This is a genomic window from Paraflavitalea devenefica, from assembly GCF_011759375.1.
Classification (GTDB): domain Bacteria; phylum Bacteroidota; class Bacteroidia; order Chitinophagales; family Chitinophagaceae; genus Paraflavitalea; species Paraflavitalea devenefica.
Genome location: NZ_JAARML010000003.1, coordinates 214,730 through 236,021, shown reverse-complemented (window position 1 = coordinate 236,021; position 21,292 = coordinate 214,730). Strand labels below are relative to the sequence as shown.

Sequence of the window (21,292 nt, the reverse complement as noted above, 5' to 3'; positions counted from 1 at the left end):
TTAAGACACTAAATATGAAAGGCTTAGATATTTTCTATCCAGCAACCGGCGGCACCCATGATATGGGCATTTTCTCCGAGGCGGGCAATGCGCACGGGAATGTCAATGGATTGCGCCAGCAATGCTTCCTCTACCGTCGCCACGAACCATTCAGCACTTTTGGAAATATTGCCGCCGATCACTACCACTTCAGGATTATTGTCGCGGATAAATGTCGTAAGAAAAGCAGCCAGGTTTTGGCCAAACTCCTTAAAGATGTCTTTGATACGGGGATCATCGGGGATCAGGGACACTAATTCTTTCACATGTTCAACGGTAGTACCACTCACCTCCTGGTACTTTTTGATCAGCCAGCGGGCGGAGATATAATCTTCTGCGATGCCATCGAGAAAAGGTGCACACCAGAGATTGGCATCTTTGGCCACTCCCCCATGAAAAGTAGCTGTACCCAGGCCAGTACCCAGCGTGACCCCTACAGCACTTTTGAACCCACGGGCAGCGCCGCCCACCACTTCTCCCTGCAGGAAACAACCGGCATCGTTCATCAGGCGGATATGGTCCGGACTTACGCCGAGACGTTCGGCCATCATTTCTTTCACATTGAGGCCATACAGGGCTTCATATTTATTCTGGTCTTTTATAAAGGAAATGCCTTTTTCATAGTCAAAAGGGCCGGGCATAGCGATACCTACCCGCCTGGGCAGTGTAGGCTGCGCCTCAAAAACCTGGCCGATCGTTGCACACCAATTATCTATAATACTGGCCGCATCTTCCTGGGCATTAATACGTTTACGGGCACAAAAAGCAGGTAATACGCTCCGGACCTCCAGGTCTACCAGAGCAGCAGTGATGTGGGAACCTCCGATGTCAACGCCGGCCACTAAAGGGTTATTCATGCAAAAGTCATTTTAGGCCTTCGCCTACAGTTTTGGTATCAAAAAATAAGGTTATGTTTATGTTATGCAGCGCAAATATACTCGCGGATTCGCTAACTATACCGTTTTAGCTAAATTTTTATTAGTACCAAAGCCACTCACCACTCACAACTGACAACTCACCCTCCCAAAGCAACCCCCAATGCCTAAAAGCCGTATGGAGAATTGATCATCAATACGCTAACGCAACAGTCTGTGCTTGAAACACATTATCAAAAAGAGTATCACCATCCTCCGGCCGGAAGAACGCAAGCAGATGGGTGTGCTGGTAGTGCTGGACCTTCTCATCAGCCTGGCCGACATTGCCTCCCTGGCCTGGCTGCTGCTGATCATTAAGATCTATACGCAGCCGGAAGCATCGGCCACTGTTACTTTTTTGCCACACTGGCTGCAGAACAGGCAGTCACTGCTGCCCATCACCCTCTTCCTGCTTTTATTCAGCGCCAAGAACCTGGCAGGCTTCCTTGTGTACCGCCGCCAATGCCGTTTTATAGCCCAGGTAGCCACCCGCATGGCGCGCCACCGGTTATTACACTACCTCGAAGGTGCTTATACCAATTACATCAACGTAGACTCTGCTGTCCATATCCGCAACATCAGTTACCAGCCCATTGATTTTTGCCAGCATGTACTGGCCGGCATTCAACAGGTGATCACCCAATGCGTATTGATCCTGCTCACCATTACTGCCATCCTCATCTTCAATGCGCAGTTGTTCCTGCTGCTGTTCCTCTTGCTGTTGCCACCGGTAGTAGTGGTATTTTACCTGGTTAAAAAGCGGCTGAAACAGGTACGCAGTGATGCGCGCAGCAGCAGTGAAAAAGCGTTGCAGCACCTGCAGGAAGCCCTGCATGGTTTTGTAGAAAGCAATATTTACAATAAGAATGAAGCCTTCCTGGAGCGTTACATGACCTACCAGCAGCAGTTCAATACCCATTTTGCCAATACGCTGATTGCCCAGGGCATGCCTGCCCGCATGATGGAAATATTTGCCCTGCTGGGACTTTTCATCCTCGTAGCCCTCAGTCAGTGGTGGGGCAATACCGGAAACACCATCATCACCATCGGCGCTTTTATGGCAGCAGCCTATAAGATCATTCCGGGTATTGTAAAGATCCTCAACATCAGCGGCCAGATCCAGACTTACGCCTATACCGCCGATGAACTGATCCCGGAATCAGCGCCTGCACCTGCCCAACAGCCTGGTGAGGCTGTACCCACCATCCAATCCCTGCAGTTCAGGGATGTACAGTTCAGCTTTGGGCACAAAACCATCCTGCACAACCTGAACTGGAGCATACAACGGGGCGACTTTGTAGGTATATCCGGCGCTTCGGGGCAGGGAAAGACCACAGTACTGAACCTGCTATTGGGATTCCTGAGCCCCGCAGCAGGCCAGATCCTGATCAATGATACACCCCTGGACAGTGATGAGCGCCGCCAATACTGGCCGGTTATTTCCTATGTAAAGCAACAGCCCTTCCTTACCCATGATACCATACTACATAATATCACCCTCAATGGCCGGCATTACCAGGAGGAACAGTTCAACCAGGCCATTACAGTAGCAGGGCTCAACAATTTGCTTAACGAAACAGCCCACACCAGTAAGGTGATTACAGAGAACGGCCGGAATATCAGTGGCGGGCAAAGACAGCGGATCGCTATTGCCCGGGCGCTGTACAAAAACGCAGATCTCATTATATTGGATGAACCCTTCAATGAGCTGGATGCCGATTCAGAAAATGCCCTGCTGCATCATTTTAAACAGTTATCAGCAGCAGGAAAAATGGTCATACTGATCACGCACCATAAAGAGAGTCTTTCATTTTGTAACAAAATAGTGTCGCTGCATGAAGAAGCCTGACACACTGGTAGTCATCACACCGGCTTTCCCCGATCATGAGTCGGCTACCTGGTGGGTGCCTTCGCAGCAAGGTATGGTAAAGGCCTTGCAGGAAAACTTTCCCGGCATCAGGATCACCGTACTTTCCCTGTTGTATCCCCAGCATCAAACCACTTATACCTGGCATGGCATCCGCGTAAAGGCTTTTGATGGCATGAAAAAGCGCAAATGGAAACGGCCGGCGCTCTGGAAAAATGTATGGCAGTCGTTACAACACCTGCATCGTCAATACAACATCATTGGCTTATTCAGTTTTTGGAGTGGTGAATGCGCTTTTATAGGGCAATACTTTGGCCGGGTGTATCGCATTAAACACATTAGCTGGATCTGTGGCCAGGATGCCACGAAGCAAAACAAATGGGTGCGCTTCATCCGGCCCAAAGGCCACCAGTTAGCCGCTATGGGCGCTTTCCTGCGCGATCAATACCGGCGCAGCCATGGCATTATGCCCCTGCACCTGGTACCCAATGCCATCAACCCCCAATCCTTCCCCGCCGAATTGCCTGCTGTCCGGGATATTGATATTATGGCCGCCGGTTCTTTTGAACCCCTCAAACAATACGATCTCTTTGCCACCATTGTAGGCAGGCTGCGGCAATCCTTTCCTGTCATCAGGGCCGTTCATTGCGGACAGGGAAGAGAAAAAGAAAAAGTGGAAGCAGTCATCAGGACACTGGGCCTGGAAAATAACCTTTCCCTGCTGGGCGGTCTATCACAGTCTGCTGTACTCGCACTCATGCAGCGCAGTAAAGTATTCCTGCATACCTCCCGCTATGAAGGCTGCAGTACCGTATGCCTCGAAGCCCTGTATGCAGGCGCGCATGTGATCAGCTTCTGCTATCCTGCTGATTATCCGGTACCGCACTGGCATGTGGTGCAGGATGCAGACGCCATGACAGCAAAGGCCATAGAACTATTGCAAAACCCCGCTACGGAATATACACCGGTGCTGTACCATTCTATGGACGACAGCGCCAAAGCAGTGATGGAATTGTTTACAGCAACTACCGGCCAATGAAAGTAGTCAACATCTTTTATTATTATGATGAAAAGGTGACCAGTGAAGAAGCCCTCATCCGGTATTATTATACCACGACCGGCTGGGCCGAAGCACTGTATTCACGGGGTGTTGAAACAATTATTGCGACCAGGTTCTATAAAGACAGCGTCTTTCAAAAAAACAATGTGCAGCATTACTTTATAAAAGACAACCTGAAAAGCATCTTCAGGGCCTGGCAGCTTCCTGTGCAGTTCCTGCGAAGGATAAAAGCGCTGGATGCAGACGTTGTTCATGTGCACAGCCTCTCCCTTTCTGTACAAACTTTTTTACTGCGGTTATTACTGCATAAGAAAACAGCCATTATCATCCAGCACCATGGCGGCAAATCGCCCGGCCCCCTGAAGCGAATGATCCATAACCTGCTCAACAGTGTGGCCGATGGTTTCTTTTTTACCACTGCCGACCAAGGGAAGGAATGGCTCATGAAGAAGCAATCATTTAATAAGATATTACCCGTAATGGAAGGCGCCACCTTTTTTAATTATGACGAGCGGGATACAGCAAGGGCGCCGGTTTATTATGACAGAAATACCGCCCGGAAAAAAACAGGCATGACCGGCACCCCTGTATTACTGTGGGTAGGCAGGCTGGATGCCAACAAAGATCCCCTCACCCTACTGGAAGGCTTTGAAACCTTGCTGGATAAACATCCCGGCGCCCGGCTGTATATGATCTATAGTGATGATCAGTTATTACCGGCCGTACAGCAACGGATTACTGCCAGTCACACCTTACACCACCGTGTTCACCTATTGGGAAAGATCGCCCATGAGGAAATAGAACACTATTATAACAGTGCCGATTATTTTGTATTGGGCAGTCATTATGAAGCAGCAGGCTATGCCTTGAGTGAAGCCCTGCGTTGCGGCTGTGTGCCGGTGGTGACCCATATTCCCAGTTTCCGTATGATGACGGATGACGGACAACTGGGCGCACTCTGGGAGCCGGGCAACCAGGAATCATTGACAACCGCCCTGACCAAAGCACTGCAGAAACCTTTGCAGGCGGAAGCCAATGCCTGTATCCGTTTCTATCAGGAGCATCTTTCTTTTGAAGCCATTGCCCGCGTAGCGGCCGGGCATTATGAGCAGGTAATCAAATCGCGGCGGCAAAAGAGTTAATGTCCTCCAACATAGTACAGGTAAACATTCCCACCTTTTTCTATAGCGCCTTCTATCTTGTCTCTGAGAGTAACCTTAAAATCTTTAAAAAAGCGGGCATCCACTTTATTCAGATCGGCTGGCGAGCCGGAAGATACCATCCAGAATTGTTTAACGCCTTGTGCGGCCAGGTAATCGGCCCCCTCGCAATACCGGTTACTTGTTTTTGTAAGCCTGGCCATATCGCTATCCCACAATAGAAAGTATTGTTCCTTCTTCAGGTCCATGCAATAAAAAGGCTTATCCATAAAAGCAGCGATGGCATTCAGCGCCCAATAGTCGCTCACCACTTTTTCATTGGCTGGCACCTTACCTACCAGTTGTCCTACCTTATTGAAGTTGGAAAAAGGATGGTCCCTGTCCTTCTCTATCGCAATGGCAGCAGCAATTACCTGGCAGATCAACAAACTATTCACGATCCACTGATGTAACCGGGCAGGTTTTTCCTCATAACAGTACAACCACCAGGCAGCCAGGAACCCAATATAAATAAGCCCGGCATACCTCGCGCACCCCAATGGAAACACGACTATGCTGATAAAGGCTGTTGCCAGCAGGTTACTGAAAAAGAGAACAGCACTCTTTTTATTTTTCCGCAGTATAAAAAATGCAGCCGTTATTATCCCCAACGACAACAACAAGGTAAAATACTTCAGCCACCGGTATTTGCTTTGCCATTCCATCAGGAACTCCGTATTCCAGAAATGTTCATCCCACCAAACCGGTATGGGTACAAATGATCTTACAGGCGATTGCGCCGTAATGATCACATTGGAAATATCCCAGCGTTCCATCCAGAAGTTGACACTCAGGGCCCCTTGGGATGGCGGGAAAATAAAATATAAGGCGGGCAACAGAAACAAAGCCCCCATCAGCAGGTGTAATGCAGTACGTTTTAGGGCTTTGTGCAATTCATAATCCCATAGCAGGAAATAAAGATGGAAACACCCGGCCAGGAGGAGGCCAAATAAATGACCATTGGACAACAACAGCAGCAATACATAATAACAGGCCATCTTGTACGGGAACGCCCGCCGGATGATGAGGCAGATACAAAAAGCCACCAATACACCTATCGCATAATTCCTGGAAAGAACAGCAAATTCAAAAGCAAAGTAATAGCCGAAAGGAATTAACAGCCTGGACAAGAGGGGAAGTGGCGCATAAAACAATATAATAAAAACAGTGGTGGAGGCAATGACGAGGTGCGCCGCCTGCACGAAAGCAAAGTTGTGGGTGAACTTTGAAATAACCCACATGATGGTGTACCAGGTAGGCGGATGCCCTTCATACCGGCTATTCCGGATCACATCGAGGTAGCCGGCGCTTCCTTTGGCAATATTCCAGCTATGGATCTCATCGCCCCAGGGCTCGTGCCTGATCATGGCATAGGCAGCCACTAACAGGTACAACAGGAAGGTGATACCTGGCAGCAGCCTCATCAGGGAGTCGCGTTCTCCCTGCGCGCGCTGTAAGTCCGTGGTTAGCTGACTATTCATAAAACAGGTTCTACTACTTTTTTATTGGCTTTGGCAGCTTTATAATAGGGATTTTTTTCCCAGGTTATTTGCCAGAAGGTTTTCATAGCAGCACGTACCATCGCGCCGTCACGCATACGTATGAACGACAGTATATTACCGGTCAAAGACCAAAGCAACCAGGTTTTACTGGCAGACCTTAATTGAGTTTTTGTTTTCATGAAATAATGCAGGGCCAGCATGCGGCGGTAGTATGTCAACGGACGCCGGAGGCGGTTTTCAGGCGCCTGGTGATGATACACAAAAGCATCATTCAATACATGCACGCCGGTAGCGGGAAAGCCCACGCTTACCCCATAATTGTCGCCTATCCCGTGCCTGTCCAGCACTTCTTCATACGGGGAGCGCAACAGCCATTCTTTCCTGATCACAGAAGCACCCAGACCATACACCGGTGTACTAAAATACGCACCGTTAAAATTGGTCACCACCGGCCACCCGGCTTTCGTAATATGATTGCCCTTACGCTGGTAATAGCTGGTGACCCGCCGAACCAGGAGATTGTTACTGCCACACAATATCTGACCCCAGATACTTAACTTAAAAACATAGCTCCATACCAGTGCAAAAGGAGAATGTACCGCATAATCGGCCTTCCATGCATCCGCTACCCATTGCATGACCAGTCCCGAAACAGCCCCCGCTTCCGGATGCCCGGCAACATGATCGGCTATCTTTTGCAGGTAGTCGGCCGGCATCTCAATATCATCATCACATAAAAAGATCCATTCCCCGCCGGCCATTTGTATGCCTTTATTGCGCTGTATGCATACCGATTTTTCGGAGGAGAGGTAATGAACAGACAAGCCGGGGAAGGCAGCAAGATCGGTAACGCTCAACCTGTCTTCTCCCGAATCAACAATAATGACTTCACGTATGGGATGGACAGACTGATGCAGGTTTTGCAATAACAGCAATACCCGCTGCTTTCTGTTACAGGTGGGAATGACTACACTTATATCCATGGTATATATAGGGCTGTAACCAACATCGGCCATGACAATGTTATAGAATTATTTCACAACACAATTCAGTGAATTGCAATAAATTAAATAAACTGTAAAGCAGGCAACCAACGCTTATATTATTCCGTATTCAGAGAATTCATGTTGAACCACTCCTATTCATCATCCCATAGCCGGCTTCCGGTATTACAAAAATCTTTCAACCTTCTACAGCATTATTCATTCTTTATAGCAGCGGCAGCCCTGGTTATTTTTGAAGGGTATGGTATCACGAGGCAAAACTGGACAGGAGATTTCTGGGACCATGCAGCCGTTATAAAAGCATTGTCGGAAGATCTTTTGCATCCTTCCCATCCATTGATCAAAGCCGATATTCCCCATGCTTTCTTTTCACCTTATGCCCTGCTGGTAGCGGCCTTTGCTAAAATAGCTCATTTGAATGCCATTCAGGCACTCAACTATGCGGCTTTTTTTAATCTACTCTTTTTCCTGTTTGCCTTTTATAGATTTTGTGCGGCCCTGTTTGGCAAAAAACGTAACGGGGTGGCCACGCTCAGCTTGCTGCTGATGCTTTTTTTGTGGGGTAAGCACCCCTTTGGGTGGAGTGGGTTCTATCATTTTATTGTACTGCACTATGTGCTGCCCTATCCTTCCACCTTCGCCATGGCCTTAACTTTTCTTATCCTCTCGTTCATGGCCAAAGAGCAGCATCCTGTGTGGTATAACCGCAAAACACCCCTGATCATCCTGCTGAACGCCATCGTATTCCTGACCCATCCCAATACAGCCAATATATTATTTATTGCTATCCTGGCTATGAACTTTTGCTGGAGCCATTACTCCTTCAAATATGCGATCCTGCGATCACTAATACTGATCCTGCCGGCTGTATTATTATCGCTATGCTGGCCTTACTTCAATACCTTCAGCCTTATCTTTGGCAATAATTACGATTTCCAGATCACCTCCAAAAGTCTTTATCACGGTGTACTCAGGATCAACTGGCCGCTTTTGTTAATACTACCGGGCTTATGGGCAGTGAAAAAAGACAAGACCATTTATTTTTTCCTGCTTTCCCTGGGTATAATGACCGCTCTCTTCCTCCTGGGGTATTTTACGCAAGTGTATGGCATCGCCAGGTTGATAGCCGGCATCATGCTGTTTGGCCAGTTCTTAATCGCGTACATCGCCATTCAATGCCTGTATGAAAAACCGGTACTGCGCGGCCGCCTCTACCTGGGTATGCTGGGTATGGCGCTGGTTGCCGCTGTATTCCTGAACCACCGGGTGATCGGTGATAATATGCATATTACCTCCGGGCATGTGTACGGGGGTTATGATTTTTTGAGGCAGCTCGTCAAAACCGATGATGTCATTTTGTCCGACAGAGGCTCCAACTCCGGCATTCCCGCCTTCAATGGCAAAGTAGTAGCCTCCGATAAACCGGCGTATTGGGTGGAGGATATGGCAGCAAGAAGAAAGGCCGTGGATGCCTTTTTCACCGGTGAAAATCCGGACTCATTGAGAAAGGCCATTATAGACCAATACGACCCGGACTATATCTTCCTCGATTATACCCGCAATACGCTCCAACCTGCTACTATTCAATGGCTACGCTCATTGGGTAAGGTAGTTTACCAAAAGGGCCAACTGGAATTGATCAGCTTACCATAATGGCTGATACGGCTGCCGGCCGGGGATTACAAGCCCGGCAATTGGAAGGCTTATGCCTGTCCACTTGCCTCTTCCTTGCCAAAACCTTCTGCCCGGATTTAGAGATATTCCGTAGATATTCCCTATATATCTCCATGATATCCCGTAGATGATCCCATCTTATAAAGAAGGGGATATCTACGGGATATTTAATGGTTAAGAACAGGATAAATACAGGTTATCCTTGAATACGGTGTATAAGTATCCCCCATCAGCAGGCAACCTAAGTACTGCAAAGCCGTAGTAGTGTAGGAACCAGGGGTGCATTGAAACTCATGGATTTGGTTAACCACAAGGCATTTATGAAGAAGATTTTATTTTCCCATTCCTATTTCCTGCGTTTCGACCCCAAACAATGGGCTACAGGCCAGCCTTATGCTCCTTTGGGTACCTTGTATGCCGCTTCCCTGATGCGGGAAAATGGGTACACCGTATCCCTGTTCGACACCATGTTTGCCCACGGCGCCGAAGAGGTGCTTCCCTCGCTCGACCATTTTCAACCGGATTTTTTTGTGATCTATGACGACGGGTTTAACTACCTCACCAAAATGTGCCTTACCAATATGCGGGAAGCCGCTTTCCGTATGAGCAAACTGGCCCGGGAAAGAGGTTGCACCGTGATTGTGTCCAGCTCCGACTCTACGGACCATTATGAACAATACCTGCAGGAGGGAGCCGATTTTGTGGTGCTGGGAGAAGGAGAAGTGACCCTCGCAGAATTGATTCAGGCAATTAATAAGGGAGCAACCAGTTTCACTTCCATACCGGGATTAGCCTACAGGCAGGGAGACGCTGTGATCAAAACAGGTAAACGGCCCGTTATCAGGGAGCTGGACGCCCTTCCCTTTCCAGCCTGGGACCTGATAGAAATAACGCCTTACCGGGCCATGTGGTTAAAGAGCTCCGGTTACTTTTCCATGAATATGGGTACCACCCGCGGCTGTCCTTTCAAATGTAACTGGTGCGCCAAGCCGATCTATGGCAACCGCTATAATTCAAGATCGCCCCAAAACGTGGTGCAGGAACTAAAGCTGTTGAAGGAACAATATCATTTTGATCATATCTGGTTTTGCGACGACATATTCGGATTAAAACCCGGCTGGGTACAGGAGTTTGCCGAACTGACCGAACAGGAAAACCTGCCATTGCGGTTTAAGATCCAGTCACGCGCCGACCTGCTGGTACAGGAAAACTATGTGCGGTCACTGGCGCGGGCCGGCTGTGAGAATACCTGGATGGGAGCAGAAAGCGGATCGCAGGAGATACTGGACGCGATGGACAAAGGCACTACGATTGAGCAGATCTATACCGCCACCAAACTGTTGAAGGAGCATGGCATCCGGCCTTCCTTCTTTATACAATTTGGTTATCCCGGCGAAACAAAAGAGGATATCCGGAAGACGATCCGCATGATCAGGGAACTGATGCCGGCCGAACTGGGCATATCGGTATCTTATCCATTGCCCGGCACGGTATTCTATGAAAGGGTAAAGAATGAACTGCAGGAAAAAGCCAACTGGACCGATTCAGATGAGCTGCAACTGATGTTCAAGAATACTTACCCGCCTGCCTTTTATAAAAGATTACACCGGCATGTCCATCATGTATACCGCACCCGGCAGGGATGGATGACTTTTAAAAAAGCATTGAAGAACCCCTTTGCCCTTAAGCTGGCGGATTATAAAAAAGTAGTGGCAGCCTGCCTGTACCTGCCGCAGATCTTTATTGGTAAATGGCAATTGAAACAACTGAGCTATGAATGAGCAAGCCGCTTTTGATGTGCTCGCAGCTGATTATGATACCTCCTTCAGCCAGAGCCTTACCGGGCAGGCACAACGCCAGGTGAGCAGGAGGTGGCTGCAGTCTTTCCTGGCAGGCAAGGGACCGCTTCGTATACTGGAGATCAATTGCGGCACAGGCGATGATGCCTTATGGCTGGCATCACTGGGGCATACAGTGGTAGCTACCGATCAATCGCCCGGTATGATCCGCGAAGCACAGGCCAAAGTGTTGCAGCAGGATCCTGCTACCAGTCCTGTGTTTATCACCTGTCCCTTTGATGAACTGGGTACTACCCTGCAGCATGAACGCTTTGACCTGGTATTTTCCAATTTTGCCGGTCTCAACTGCGTATCGCCGGACCAGCTTGCTGTACTCAGCCGGCAGTTAAAAGCATTGCTCACTGACAATGGCTATATCGCTGCCGTGATCTTTGGCAAATACTGCTGGTGGGAAACCTGCTATTACCTGTTGCGGGCAGATGGCCGCAATGCCTTCAGAAGATGGACCCGCAAGCCAGTGATGGCCGCCCTTACCAGCGAGGTAGCGCAACCTATATTTTATTATTCCGTTCGCCGGTTTATGCACAGCATGCAACCATTTTTACTGCAGGAAAAAAGGCCGGTAGGCCTGTTTATCCCACCTTCCTATATGGAACACCATATGCGCAGGAATAAGCGGGCATTTGGTTTCCTGGTAAAACTGGAACACCGTATACGCAGCGCTTCTTTCTGCAGTGCACTGGCCGATCATACTTATTTACTTTTAAAAAAGCACACACCATGAATATCGTGCTTACCCATGGGTATTTCCTGGAAGAGGACCAAAAAGAACAGGCTATTATGCGTCCCTATATACCATTAGGCATCCTCTATATTTCGGCCTACCTGGAACAGCATGGCTATAAGAACCGCGTATTCGACAGCACGTTTTCCTCTTTCGATAAGCTTTGCGCTACTTTACTGGAAGATAAACCCGGCGTGGTAGGCATCTATACCAACCTGATGACCAAGCTGAATGTATTGCGTATTGTGCGCTTTATAAAGAACCATCCCGATCTACAGCATACCAGGGTGGTGCTGGGAGGTCCGGAAGTAAGGAATCACTCGGCCAAGTTCCTGGAACAGCAGGCTGATTTTATTGTGCTAGGCGAAGGAGAGCAAACGATGCTGGAACTGGTGCAATGGGTGGATGGAACAGATCAAAAAGACCTGTCGGCCATTGATGGCATTGTGTACCTCGATGCACAGAACGGAATGCGGCAAAACCGGGAAAGAACAAAGCTGAAGAACCTCGATGAATTACCAATGCCCAACCGAAGCCTGGTAAACCTGCAATTGTATTTTGACGCCTGGAAAGGGCGGCATGGCACCAATGCCATTTCTGTTAGCACCATGCGGGGATGCCCTTATTCCTGTAAATGGTGCAGCAGGGCGGTATACGGACAAAGCTACCGGCGCAGAAGCCCGAAAGCAGTGGCCGATGAAATAGCCTGGATCAGGGAGCACTATACAGTAGACAGTATCTGGTTTGTGGATGATGTATTTACCGTGAGCCATAAATGGCTGGATGAATTTACAGAGGAAGTTACCAGCCGTAACCTGGTGATGCCTTATGAATGTATTACCCGGGCCGACCGGATGAATGAAGACGTCATCCTGAAGCTGAAAGCCAGTGGCTGCTTCCGCGTATGGATCGGCGCCGAGAGTGGCTCACAAAAGGTGATTGACCTGATGGACCGCCGGGTGGAAGTAGAACAGGTAAGGGATATGATCAGGCTGGCCAGGCGCCATGGATTACAGGCAGGCACCTTCATTATGGTGGGCTATCCGGGCGAAACGAAAGAAGATATTTACGAAACCGTGCACCATTTGAAATCAGCCGAACCCGACCTGTTCACCATCACGGTTACTTATCCTATTAAAGGCACTCCCCTGTATGCTGAAGTGGAAGACCGGTTCGTAACAGACCTGCCCTGGGAAACCAGTACCGACCGGGACATTGATTTTACGCGCACTTATAACCGCCGGTATTATGATTATGCGATAGAGATGATCAACAATGAAATGTATTATCACAAGGCATTGAAAAAGCCTTTGTCCAACCTGTTCCGCATACCCATGTTCAAGCTGAAATCGGTATGGGCGCAGCGAAAGATGGCATTGGAAGAAAGAAGAAGCTACGAGCTTCGAGCCGCGAGCCACGAGCCGTAAGCTTCGGGCAGTTACTGCGGATCGAGCCTTGCAGCTCGAAACTCACAGCTCGCCACTCGCAGCTTTTCCTGCCTCGCGTACACCGCTTCCAGCTTTTGCTGGTATTGCTCCAGGATACTTTTCTGAAAGAAGGAGGGATTGGGCCTTGCACAGTGTTTACCGGTAGTTAATCCCAATCTTACGCCGCGCATATTCAGCAGGCGCTTTTCCTCTTTTTGCTTCCACCTGCGCGTGGTAAGCTTCATCAGGTATTCATCCAGCCGGTCGCCCAGGCGGTTATTCAACAGGTATTCGAATAGCTTTTTCACCAGGTATCCCTTACCTGTATCTTTATACAACGGCATTCTATCGGCATAATTGGGATAAAAGTTCTTTGCCCAGTTATTGGCATGAAAGAAATGGCTGATAGCACCGTTGCCACAAACCGGCATAAAGGTGATGAGTTCTGTAGCCGTGAAAATATTCTGCTCTTCAATCTGTAAGGCTTCCTCATCAATATAGTAGTTCATGCAAAACCAATGCTGCTTGCCCAGCAGATAGGTGAATTTTTTAAACAGGTGCATGATGGTCCGGGCTATCCACATACGGTTGGGGGAGGTAATGATAAACAGGTCAATATCGGCCTTTTCATCGGCAAAGTTCTTGGATAGGGACCCGGAAATACCAATGCCCCGTACATAGGGGAAGTGGTACAATAGCCTGGATACACGGTGGGCAACCTTTAATAATTGCTGCGCACGCCGGTTCCCATTGGTCCGCCGGGTGATCAGCCATTCCTCCTGCTGCAAAGAATAAAAGCTATCCATACGGAAGATGGTCTTTTCCTCCACCAGGTACCCAAGCGCTGCCTTCAATTCCTCTTTGGGAAGCTGCCGGTCCAGGAAGAAATGGATCTCTGCTGCGGTAAGCGGATAATTGAACAGATCGAACCAGGCCAGAACTTTCAATATGCTATTTTCCGGTTTCAATGTTTCTCTATTTTGACGTGATGGAACCATGCTTTGAAGCAACTATTTCAGGATACTGCCGTATTCTACAATAAGTACTGTGGTTTCGGGAAAAAGGTTGCCCGGAAAGAGTGGCATCGTTTTTATTAGCCTACTTATTCTTTTTAAAGCAAATAGCGGCATGAGCACTACTATAACACTTGTTAGTCATGCGCCGGGAATAGTGACCGGCAAAAAATATTTGTCCTACCGTACCTATGTGGAAGGAAAAGCCGTTTACTTTTTCTTCAAACGTGTTATTGATATTACCGGGTCGATGCTGATGATCGGGCTGGTGTTTACCTGGTTATTCCCGCTGGTGGCCCTGCTGCTGAAGCTGGATTCGCGGGGACCTGTGTTCTTTCTGCAGAAGAGGGTGGGAAAAGGAGGTCGCTCTTTTACCTGCTATAAGTTCCGCACCATGTTTGTTAATGAAGAGGCCCATGAAAAACAGGCTGCTAAAAATGACAGCCGCATCACCCGGATCGGTTATTTGCTTAGGCAGAGCAATATAGACGAGTTGCCTCAATTTTTCAATGTATTGCTGGGCCAGATGAGCATCGTAGGCCCACGTCCGCATATGTATGCAGACTGTCACCAGTTTGGCAGCATGATCCCCCGGTATAAATTAAGGAACCTCATCAGGCCGGGTATTACAGGAATGGCCCAGGTGAATGGCTATCACGGCCCGGCAACAGATTATGACGCCATCTGCAAGCGTTATCAATGGGATATTTTTTACCTGCGCAATGCCTCTGCCTGGGTGGATCTGAAGATCATGACCAGGACGGTTGTTCAGCATCTTCGCTTGTTGGTACCCCGGCGATAGAAAGCAGTCCGGGACAGATTTAGCAGTGCAGGCATTTACGGCATGATGCTGAAACGTTTGTGCAAATCAGTGATTAAAATAAGACCCCGCTTTATATTTTCTAATAAATTGAGCGGAAAGGCTTATAATCATCAACACATAGACTCTTTTACTAAAAACTGTTAAATGCTCAATCAGTATAGCAAAATATGGTTTAATATTTCCTGCCGGTAGCCCAATAAGGGAATTTTGTAATATTGAATAATACTTTGTAAACTTGTTCCAGAAAAAATAGTATTCTCCTCCTCATTCTGGTAAAAGTAAGCTCTCAGGTAGCAATGTTTCATTGGTATGGTATCAATTGATACCACTATTGAATTATTCCTGTGTAGGTTAACGAGCAATTTGCTCAGCAACTGAATGCTCTAAAGCATTGCAAGAGCATTTACTTGTCCTTGTATTCCCTCAGTTAAAATGATCAACCCCTATCGGGTGGTTATTTATTTATTGTATTGTCCGATGTAACTGCCATGGCTGTTTTGCCTACGGGTACGTTATTGTTAAACCATTTCTAAAACCATCTGCTGATGTATCAAGAGGCGTGTACAACGATGTTAACCGAGCTTAAAGGAGAAAATCCGAAAGCTTTTGCTTTTTTCTTTGACCTGCACTACAATCCACTTTGCTATTTTGCTGAACGCCTGGTAAGGGACCAGCAGGTAGCAGAGGATATTGTGGAAGAAACTTTTATGAAACTGTGGGACAAGCGTTCCGACTTTGAGAGTGAGCATGGCATCAAAGCCTTTCTCTACATTACTACCCGGAATGCCTGTATCAACATTATCAAGCAATTGCAGCGGGACACCCTTTCACAGGCCGAAATGCTCTACCTGGCTGAGAAAAAAGAAGGTTTCGTCCTGAATGAAATGATCAGGGCGGAAGTATTGGGCGTCATTGACCAGGAATTGAACAGGCTTCCGGTGCAATGCCGGACGATACTGAAAATGAGCTATGTAAAAGGACTTAAAAACCATGAAATAGCCAATAAGCTGGATATTTCCATCCATACCGTCAGAAACCAAAAAGCAAGGGGCCTGCAACTATTGCGTACAAAATTTGAAGGCCATCATTTACTCAGCTAAGCATTTGTCTGTCGCCGTATACGTAGAAGTACTTTTTCGTGCAGTAATACCTGCTGCCCGGCAAAATACGTCGACGCAACAGAAACAATACAGCCGGGAATGACAGCTATCTGCAGCAAGCCTGCAGGCATAACCGACAAGCAGTAAAAATATATTTTGATTCTCTTTAGTACAAAATGCCTGGAAAGTTGTTTTATAAATAGACTGCTCAGGAGATAGGCAAAACGAGTAACCGAATGATGGAAGATAGTACAATAGTTGATGAAGCAGGTAACTAAAGTTCTTTACAACAATAAAGCCGAAGGGTGCATGGTATACCAGCCTGGCACCTGTAGTGCTTCAACTTTATAATAGCAGTTAGTTTTGATCTCATGTGACTGTTTGGTTGGGTCACAACAAGGGAGTGTTTCTACTCTCCCTTTATTTTCTTTCAAACTCCCGGTAGTAACCGGTAACTATATTAATACTTCAAAAAATCATATCCCAGGAATAAACAATTAAGATAGCCATCTAAAAATAAGTGAATCTATTCACAGTGTTTCCTCATGTGCATCAAGCCCTCTTCAGGGTACAGAAGAGGCGCAGGAATCCCCACGGCCGGGTAATCTTACCCGGCTATTTTTTTTGCTCTCTGCCAAGGCCATCGTCCGGAAAGCCAGCCTGCCATCAGTTCACCAGCAATAAATAGTTATCATCATTATAATCCGGGGACCGGTTATGCAAAGCCTCGCAACCACCCATTGATTCTCCTGCCAGGAGCGACAGAGCAGGAAAAAAGCACTACCATTCAATGACCTGCCTTGCAAATTATGCTGACCCTCTAACCTAAACATAACCAAGGCCTCATTGGCATAGAAACGGTATTTACCGCATAACCGGCCACCCGGATTGTAAAAGAGCTGCTACCATACGACCATTTTTCAGGCAGGCTAAAAAGGAAGGCGATTATCCTAAAAAGCCCACCGGTTAAACATACTATTCTTCCCCACCTAAATATCCAACCGATTCTGTCTCCTTGTTTATGTTATTGGGATAAAAATTTCCATAATTGACCACTAACCCATTTTTTTCGCGGATGCATTAAGGGTAAACCATTAGAGTAATCGTAATTTTAAAAATACACATCATAACTACAACTCATCTTATACGTTATTAACCAGCTATATAGAATACCTATAATATTGAACGATGGCTCAAATACCAGCACTTCATACCCATCAGCTCACTCAAATTTTAATGATATTTTTTGCACTCCCCTTTAGTACTAAAAGGCCATATAGTTGTTATAACTATAGTCGGGTATGCTTCTTTCCTCTTCCTATCCTGGTTAAACCAACCAACTGGTGGATTGGTCCACACATAAGCCATACATGCAATAACACCTTATGTCCACCAATACAGATTAACAAACTTTATATCCCATGGAAGAAAAGCAAATCAGTAAAGCGTTCCTCATTGCCGGCTTAATAAGCCGGTCCCTCTGCACAGATCCCGCCACCTGGGAAACTGAAATACTAACCACCTGGACAAAAGAAGAAGCCGATAACAAAGTATTGGCAGATGAACTAACCGACCTGGACAAACTGTACGGGCAATTAATCCATCTTCAGAAGTTCAGCCCCAGGCTCAGGTTAAAGAAAATCAATGAGCGGCTATTTGGCAATAATCACAACTGATAATACCGCCAGGCCTGCCAGACACACTACTCCCGAACTTCACTGGGCAGGATGCCAAACTTCTTCTTAAAGGCTACGGTAAAGCTTGATATGTTCTTATAACCTACGCCAATAGCAACGGCATGTACGGTCATATCTGTTTCCTGCAACAACCGGCGCGCTTTCTCCATGCGTGCTTCCAGCAGGAACTCAAAAATGGTAATGCCATATAATTGTTTAAATCCCTTCTTCAGTTTAAAATCATTCAGGCCTATAGCATGCGAAAGGGCTATTACTGTACCAGGACGATCTAAATGTTGCAGCAGGTATTCCCAGGCTTCCCGCAACTTGGCCAGCTCATAAGGTTGTAGCTTTATTTCATTCACAGGCACTCTTATAGGCGTAAGCCGGGTAACAGCCAGTAATAACAGCTTTGACAGCAATGCCTGCAAATAAGTGCTTTTGACATCGCCGGTATAAGGACAATGCAGCATATTGTGCAGGATGTCCATCATCTCCGGCGTAACATGCGCATGAATACTGTTCAGCAAACAGGAGAATCCCAATTCAGTCTTCACCAGGAATTCCTGTACGAGTGAGAAGTGAGGCATTAACTTTTCCAGGTAACTGCGGGAAAAATGAAGGTCATAGATCATGTATTTTTTCCCTTTCTCAAACCATATCTGGTTGTGCGCAGCAGGTGCATACAGAATATTGAACTGTCCTTCGGGCAGCCTTACTTTTGCAGTGCCCCGTTGCTGGAAACGCATGGTACGGTTCATGGCAACTACTAACTGGAATAACGGCACATCGGCAGTAGCAAACAACCAGGTGCTTTGCTTCATGAAATAAGCCTTGTGCCAGCAACTGAAATCCGGCCCGGCCTGCTCACTGAATAACAAGCTCCCAAAATCACCGGTGGCATATCCTTCCCGGGCTTCCGGCACACTGAAACGGGCAAAAGACGGCGGTATGGCCGACGACCAGGTTACTTCGGTATTTTCCCGTGTCAATAGAATAAGGTTCATAGTTGCTCTTTATCGTTCTCCTGCATGATCTGTACGCAAACCCACAAAAATATAGCAGTTACGGCTAACCTAAATCATAAAAGATAAGTAATTACTACTAAAAGAAGGTAGGTGCTTAAATGTAAATCACTGATTTTTTGACATAAAACAATATTTCATTAGCTTGTAGTCATATGGCTCCGGTAAGATCCAGGCCCTCATTTGCCTATACAAATCACAATACGGCCAAACTGATCCGCGGTGGTAAGGAATATTTTGCCCTGCTTGCCACGCTCATCCATAAAGCGCAGCATACGATCCATTTACAGGTATATATTTATGACGAGGACGAAACCGGCCTGACAGTGGCAGAAGCACTGATCGCCGCGGCCCGGCGTGGCGTGGCCGTGTACCTGTTGGCGGATGGCTATGCTTCGCAGGCTCTTTCGGGTTCATTCATTAAACGGCTGGAAGAAGCAGGCATCCACTTCCGGTTCTTTCAACCCATCCTTAAAAGCGATCACTTCTATTTTGGCCGCCGCCTGCACCATAAAATAGTGGTAGTAGACGCCCGGTATTGCCTGGTAGGCGGCATGAACATCAGCAATAAATACAATGATGGCCTTGACCGGCCGGCCTGGCTCGACTGGGCCCTGTACGCCGAAGGAGAAATAGCGCCGGAACTGGTAAAGGTATGCCTGGAGCTATGGACAAGATTAAAAAAAGAGCGCAATAAACTATTGTGGCAGGTGCAACCACCGGAGAAGCCGCCCAGTCATATATGCCCGGTACGGTTGCGCAGGAATGACTGGGTACAAAAGAGAAGCCAGATCACCAATAGCTATCTTGAAATGTTTAAAGAGGCCCGCTCACACATCTACATCATGTCCAGCTATTTTCTGCCGGGCATGCTGGTACGGAAAAAAATGGCCAGGGCCGCCAGAAGAGGGGTTACCATTAAACTGATCCTGGCAGGCGTATCAGATGTAAAACTGGCCAAGCATGCCGAACGGTATATTTACCGCTGGATTTTCCGGAATAACATTGAAGTATACGAATACAACCAAACCATACTACATGGCAAAATAGCCACCTATGATGGCAAGTGGGCAACCATTGGCTCCTACAACGTTAATAACATCAGTGCTTTTGCCAGTATAGAGCTCAACCTGGATGTAAATGAGGAAACGTTTGCCCGGTCTATGCAGCAACATATGGAGCAGGTCATACATAAGGATTGTGAGCAGATCACAGAAGAGGATTACCGTACCCGGTATAAATTCATGAAGCGGCTGTACCAGCAATGCTGTTACCAGATCGTGCGGGTAATTTTCTTCCTGTTTACCTTCTACTTTAAGCAACGGTCATTTAAGTCCGCGCATACGACGAAGTAAGGCCCCCACTGCTTTCCTGTCCCAGTCGGTAAACCGGCCCCGCTGTATCACCAGCGAATTCTCATCCGGCTTTTGCAGGTAATAATGAAATACAAAATGCGCCTCGGGATTTATCCACCCGATCATTTGCCCGAAACGAAGATCATTAAACACCAAGGTACTATCATACCTGTCGATCGTATAATATCCCTGGGAAAACCTCACCAGCCGGTGCAGGTCTTCCATATCTTTCACTGGTTCCAGGTACTCTTCATGGCGAAGGACAAAATGTAGTGAAGGAGTATTGGCGCCTTTATCAAACACAGAGCGGTGGCCGATATAATAGCCCTTTTCATTCTCCAGCACCACGAACCAAAGCATATTATTCAATGGCGTAGGCGTACTGAAATACCGGCTATAGGTAATTTTTTCCTGCTGTGCCACTTCCTTTACCGATCTGTCAACCGCTGTTTTATTAATAACACTCAGACCAATATAGGCGGCGCACAATATAAAAGCGCCGATCGCCCATTTCCTGCGGGCGGCATAACTGGTCCTGGCAAACAACAATACCATGAACGCAATAAAAGGCCATACTGAAAACAAAGGATCGGCCACAAACAGCAGGTGAAAAGAAACCCGGTAATGGGAAAAAGGCTCAAACCAGCCTGTGCCATATGCATTGCAGGCGTCCAGCACTACATGTACCAGCATCTCCAGGGCAAAAAACAAAGCAAATCCTTTGAAACTATAATTGTGCGGGCGATGCCACCGGTCGGCAGCCAATGCCAACAAGGGCGCTACCAGTGCAATGAATAAAAAAGAATGGGTAAAGCCACGATGCGCCAGCAAGTCATTCACAGGGTTCATCCAAAAAGAAGCTACAAAGTCTATATCCGGCAGGCTTTGGGTAAGTATTCCCCAAAACATAGCTTTCTTCCCCAACCGCCGGCCGGCAACGGCTTCACCAATACAGGCGCCCAGTACGATATGTGTAAGCGAATCCATAATGTGGCGGCAAGTTAATAATAGCAAATCACTTACCATGGGAC

The 21,292-nt window shown here is 47.4% G+C and carries 17 protein-coding genes; 11 read left to right on the top strand and 6 right to left on the bottom strand.

What is annotated here, in order from left to right:
• Positions 1-23: 23 nt before the first annotated feature.
• Positions 24-896 (bottom strand): ROK family protein, encoded by an 873-nt coding sequence (locus HB364_RS19440; RefSeq protein WP_167289962.1) that lies wholly within the window; start codon positions 894-896, stop codon positions 24-26.
• A 238-nt stretch (positions 897-1,134) separates the two neighbouring features.
• On the opposite strand from HB364_RS19440, the gene HB364_RS19435 reads away from it, so the two are divergent.
• The 3 genes from HB364_RS19435 to HB364_RS19425 are packed head-to-tail and all read left to right on the top strand — an operon-like array spanning position 1,135 to position 5,022.
• On the top strand, positions 1,135-2,802 hold the full coding sequence (locus HB364_RS19435) for an ATP-binding cassette domain-containing protein (protein ID WP_167289961.1): 1,668 nt from the start codon (positions 1,135-1,137) through the stop codon (positions 2,800-2,802).
• Positions 2,789-3,859, top strand: coding sequence for a glycosyltransferase family 4 protein (locus HB364_RS19430; protein WP_167289960.1), 1,071 nt, complete (start codon positions 2,789-2,791; stop codon positions 3,857-3,859). Before HB364_RS19435 ends, HB364_RS19430 begins: the two co-directional genes overlap by 14 nt.
• Complete coding sequence (locus tag HB364_RS19425) at positions 3,856-5,022, top strand: glycosyltransferase family 4 protein (protein WP_167289959.1); 1,167 nt, start codon at positions 3,856-3,858, stop codon at positions 5,020-5,022. The genes HB364_RS19430 and HB364_RS19425 overlap by 4 nt, the downstream gene beginning before the upstream one ends.
• Here the strand turns inward: HB364_RS19425 and HB364_RS19420 are convergent.
• Positions 5,019-6,560, bottom strand: a complete 1,542-nt coding sequence (locus tag HB364_RS19420) for a hypothetical protein (protein WP_167289958.1) — start codon at positions 6,558-6,560, stop codon at positions 5,019-5,021. The two genes, HB364_RS19425 and HB364_RS19420, sit on opposite strands and share 4 nt — an antisense overlap.
• Positions 6,557-7,597: a glycosyltransferase family A protein gene (locus HB364_RS19415; RefSeq protein WP_167289957.1), complete on the bottom strand. Its 1,041-nt coding sequence runs from the start codon at positions 7,595-7,597 to the stop codon at positions 6,557-6,559. The genes HB364_RS19420 and HB364_RS19415 overlap by 4 nt, the downstream gene beginning before the upstream one ends.
• Positions 7,598-7,705: 108 nt before the next feature.
• Between HB364_RS19415 and HB364_RS19410 the strand changes: the two genes are divergently transcribed.
• The 4 genes from HB364_RS19410 to HB364_RS19395 all read left to right on the top strand — a co-directional run bounded on the left by HB364_RS19410 (position 7,706) and on the right by HB364_RS19395 (position 13,269).
• Positions 7,706-9,238: a hypothetical protein gene (locus tag HB364_RS19410; RefSeq protein ID WP_167289956.1), complete on the top strand. Its 1,533-nt coding sequence runs from the start codon at positions 7,706-7,708 to the stop codon at positions 9,236-9,238.
• A gap of 341 nt (positions 9,239-9,579) precedes the next feature.
• Positions 9,580-11,040, top strand: a complete 1,461-nt coding sequence (locus tag HB364_RS19405; protein WP_167289955.1) for a B12-binding domain-containing radical SAM protein — start codon at positions 9,580-9,582, stop codon at positions 11,038-11,040.
• A complete protein-coding gene (locus HB364_RS19400) occupies positions 11,033-11,842 on the top strand; it encodes a class I SAM-dependent methyltransferase (RefSeq protein WP_167289954.1) in 810 nt (269 codons plus the stop codon). The genes HB364_RS19405 and HB364_RS19400 overlap by 8 nt, the downstream gene beginning before the upstream one ends.
• A complete protein-coding gene (locus HB364_RS19395; RefSeq protein WP_167289953.1) occupies positions 11,839-13,269 on the top strand; it encodes a B12-binding domain-containing radical SAM protein in 1,431 nt (476 codons plus the stop codon). The genes HB364_RS19400 and HB364_RS19395 overlap by 4 nt, the downstream gene beginning before the upstream one ends.
• Before the next feature lie 11 nt (positions 13,270-13,280).
• Here the strand turns inward: HB364_RS19395 and HB364_RS19390 are convergent, their stop codons facing one another.
• On the bottom strand, positions 13,281-14,237 hold the full coding sequence (locus HB364_RS19390; RefSeq protein WP_167289952.1) for a hypothetical protein: 957 nt from the start codon (positions 14,235-14,237) through the stop codon (positions 13,281-13,283).
• 160 nt (positions 14,238-14,397) lie between these two features.
• On the opposite strand from HB364_RS19390, the gene HB364_RS19385 reads away from it, so the two are divergent.
• The 3 genes from HB364_RS19385 (at position 14,398) to HB364_RS19375 (ending at position 17,881) form a co-directional block, all read left to right on the top strand.
• Complete coding sequence (locus HB364_RS19385) at positions 14,398-15,084, top strand: sugar transferase (RefSeq protein ID WP_167289951.1); 687 nt, start codon at positions 14,398-14,400, stop codon at positions 15,082-15,084.
• 566 nt (positions 15,085-15,650) lie between these two features.
• Positions 15,651-16,205 carry an RNA polymerase sigma-70 factor gene (locus HB364_RS19380; protein ID WP_167289950.1) on the top strand — a complete coding sequence of 185 codons (555 nt, stop codon included), beginning with the start codon at positions 15,651-15,653 and terminating at the stop codon, positions 16,203-16,205.
• A 1,421-nt stretch (positions 16,206-17,626) separates the two neighbouring features.
• Positions 17,627-17,881: a hypothetical protein gene (locus HB364_RS19375; protein WP_167289949.1), complete on the top strand. Its 255-nt coding sequence runs from the start codon at positions 17,627-17,629 to the stop codon at positions 17,879-17,881.
• Positions 17,882-17,907: 26 nt separating this feature from the next.
• Here the strand turns inward: HB364_RS19375 and HB364_RS19370 are convergent, their stop codons facing one another.
• Positions 17,908-18,888 (bottom strand): helix-turn-helix transcriptional regulator, encoded by a 981-nt coding sequence (locus HB364_RS19370; RefSeq protein ID WP_167289948.1) that lies wholly within the window; start codon positions 18,886-18,888, stop codon positions 17,908-17,910.
• A 173-nt stretch (positions 18,889-19,061) separates the two neighbouring features.
• On the opposite strand from HB364_RS19370, the gene HB364_RS19365 reads away from it, so the two are divergent.
• The gene (locus HB364_RS19365; protein WP_167289947.1) at positions 19,062-20,261 is read left to right on the top strand and encodes a phospholipase D-like domain-containing protein; all 1,200 of its coding nucleotides are present in this window, start codon (positions 19,062-19,064) and stop codon (positions 20,259-20,261) included.
• Here HB364_RS19365 and HB364_RS19360 read toward each other — a convergent pair.
• Positions 20,232-21,248: a metal-dependent hydrolase gene (locus HB364_RS19360; RefSeq protein ID WP_167289946.1), complete on the bottom strand. Its 1,017-nt coding sequence runs from the start codon at positions 21,246-21,248 to the stop codon at positions 20,232-20,234. The two genes, HB364_RS19365 and HB364_RS19360, sit on opposite strands and share 30 nt — an antisense overlap.
• Positions 21,249-21,292 lie beyond the last annotated feature (44 nt).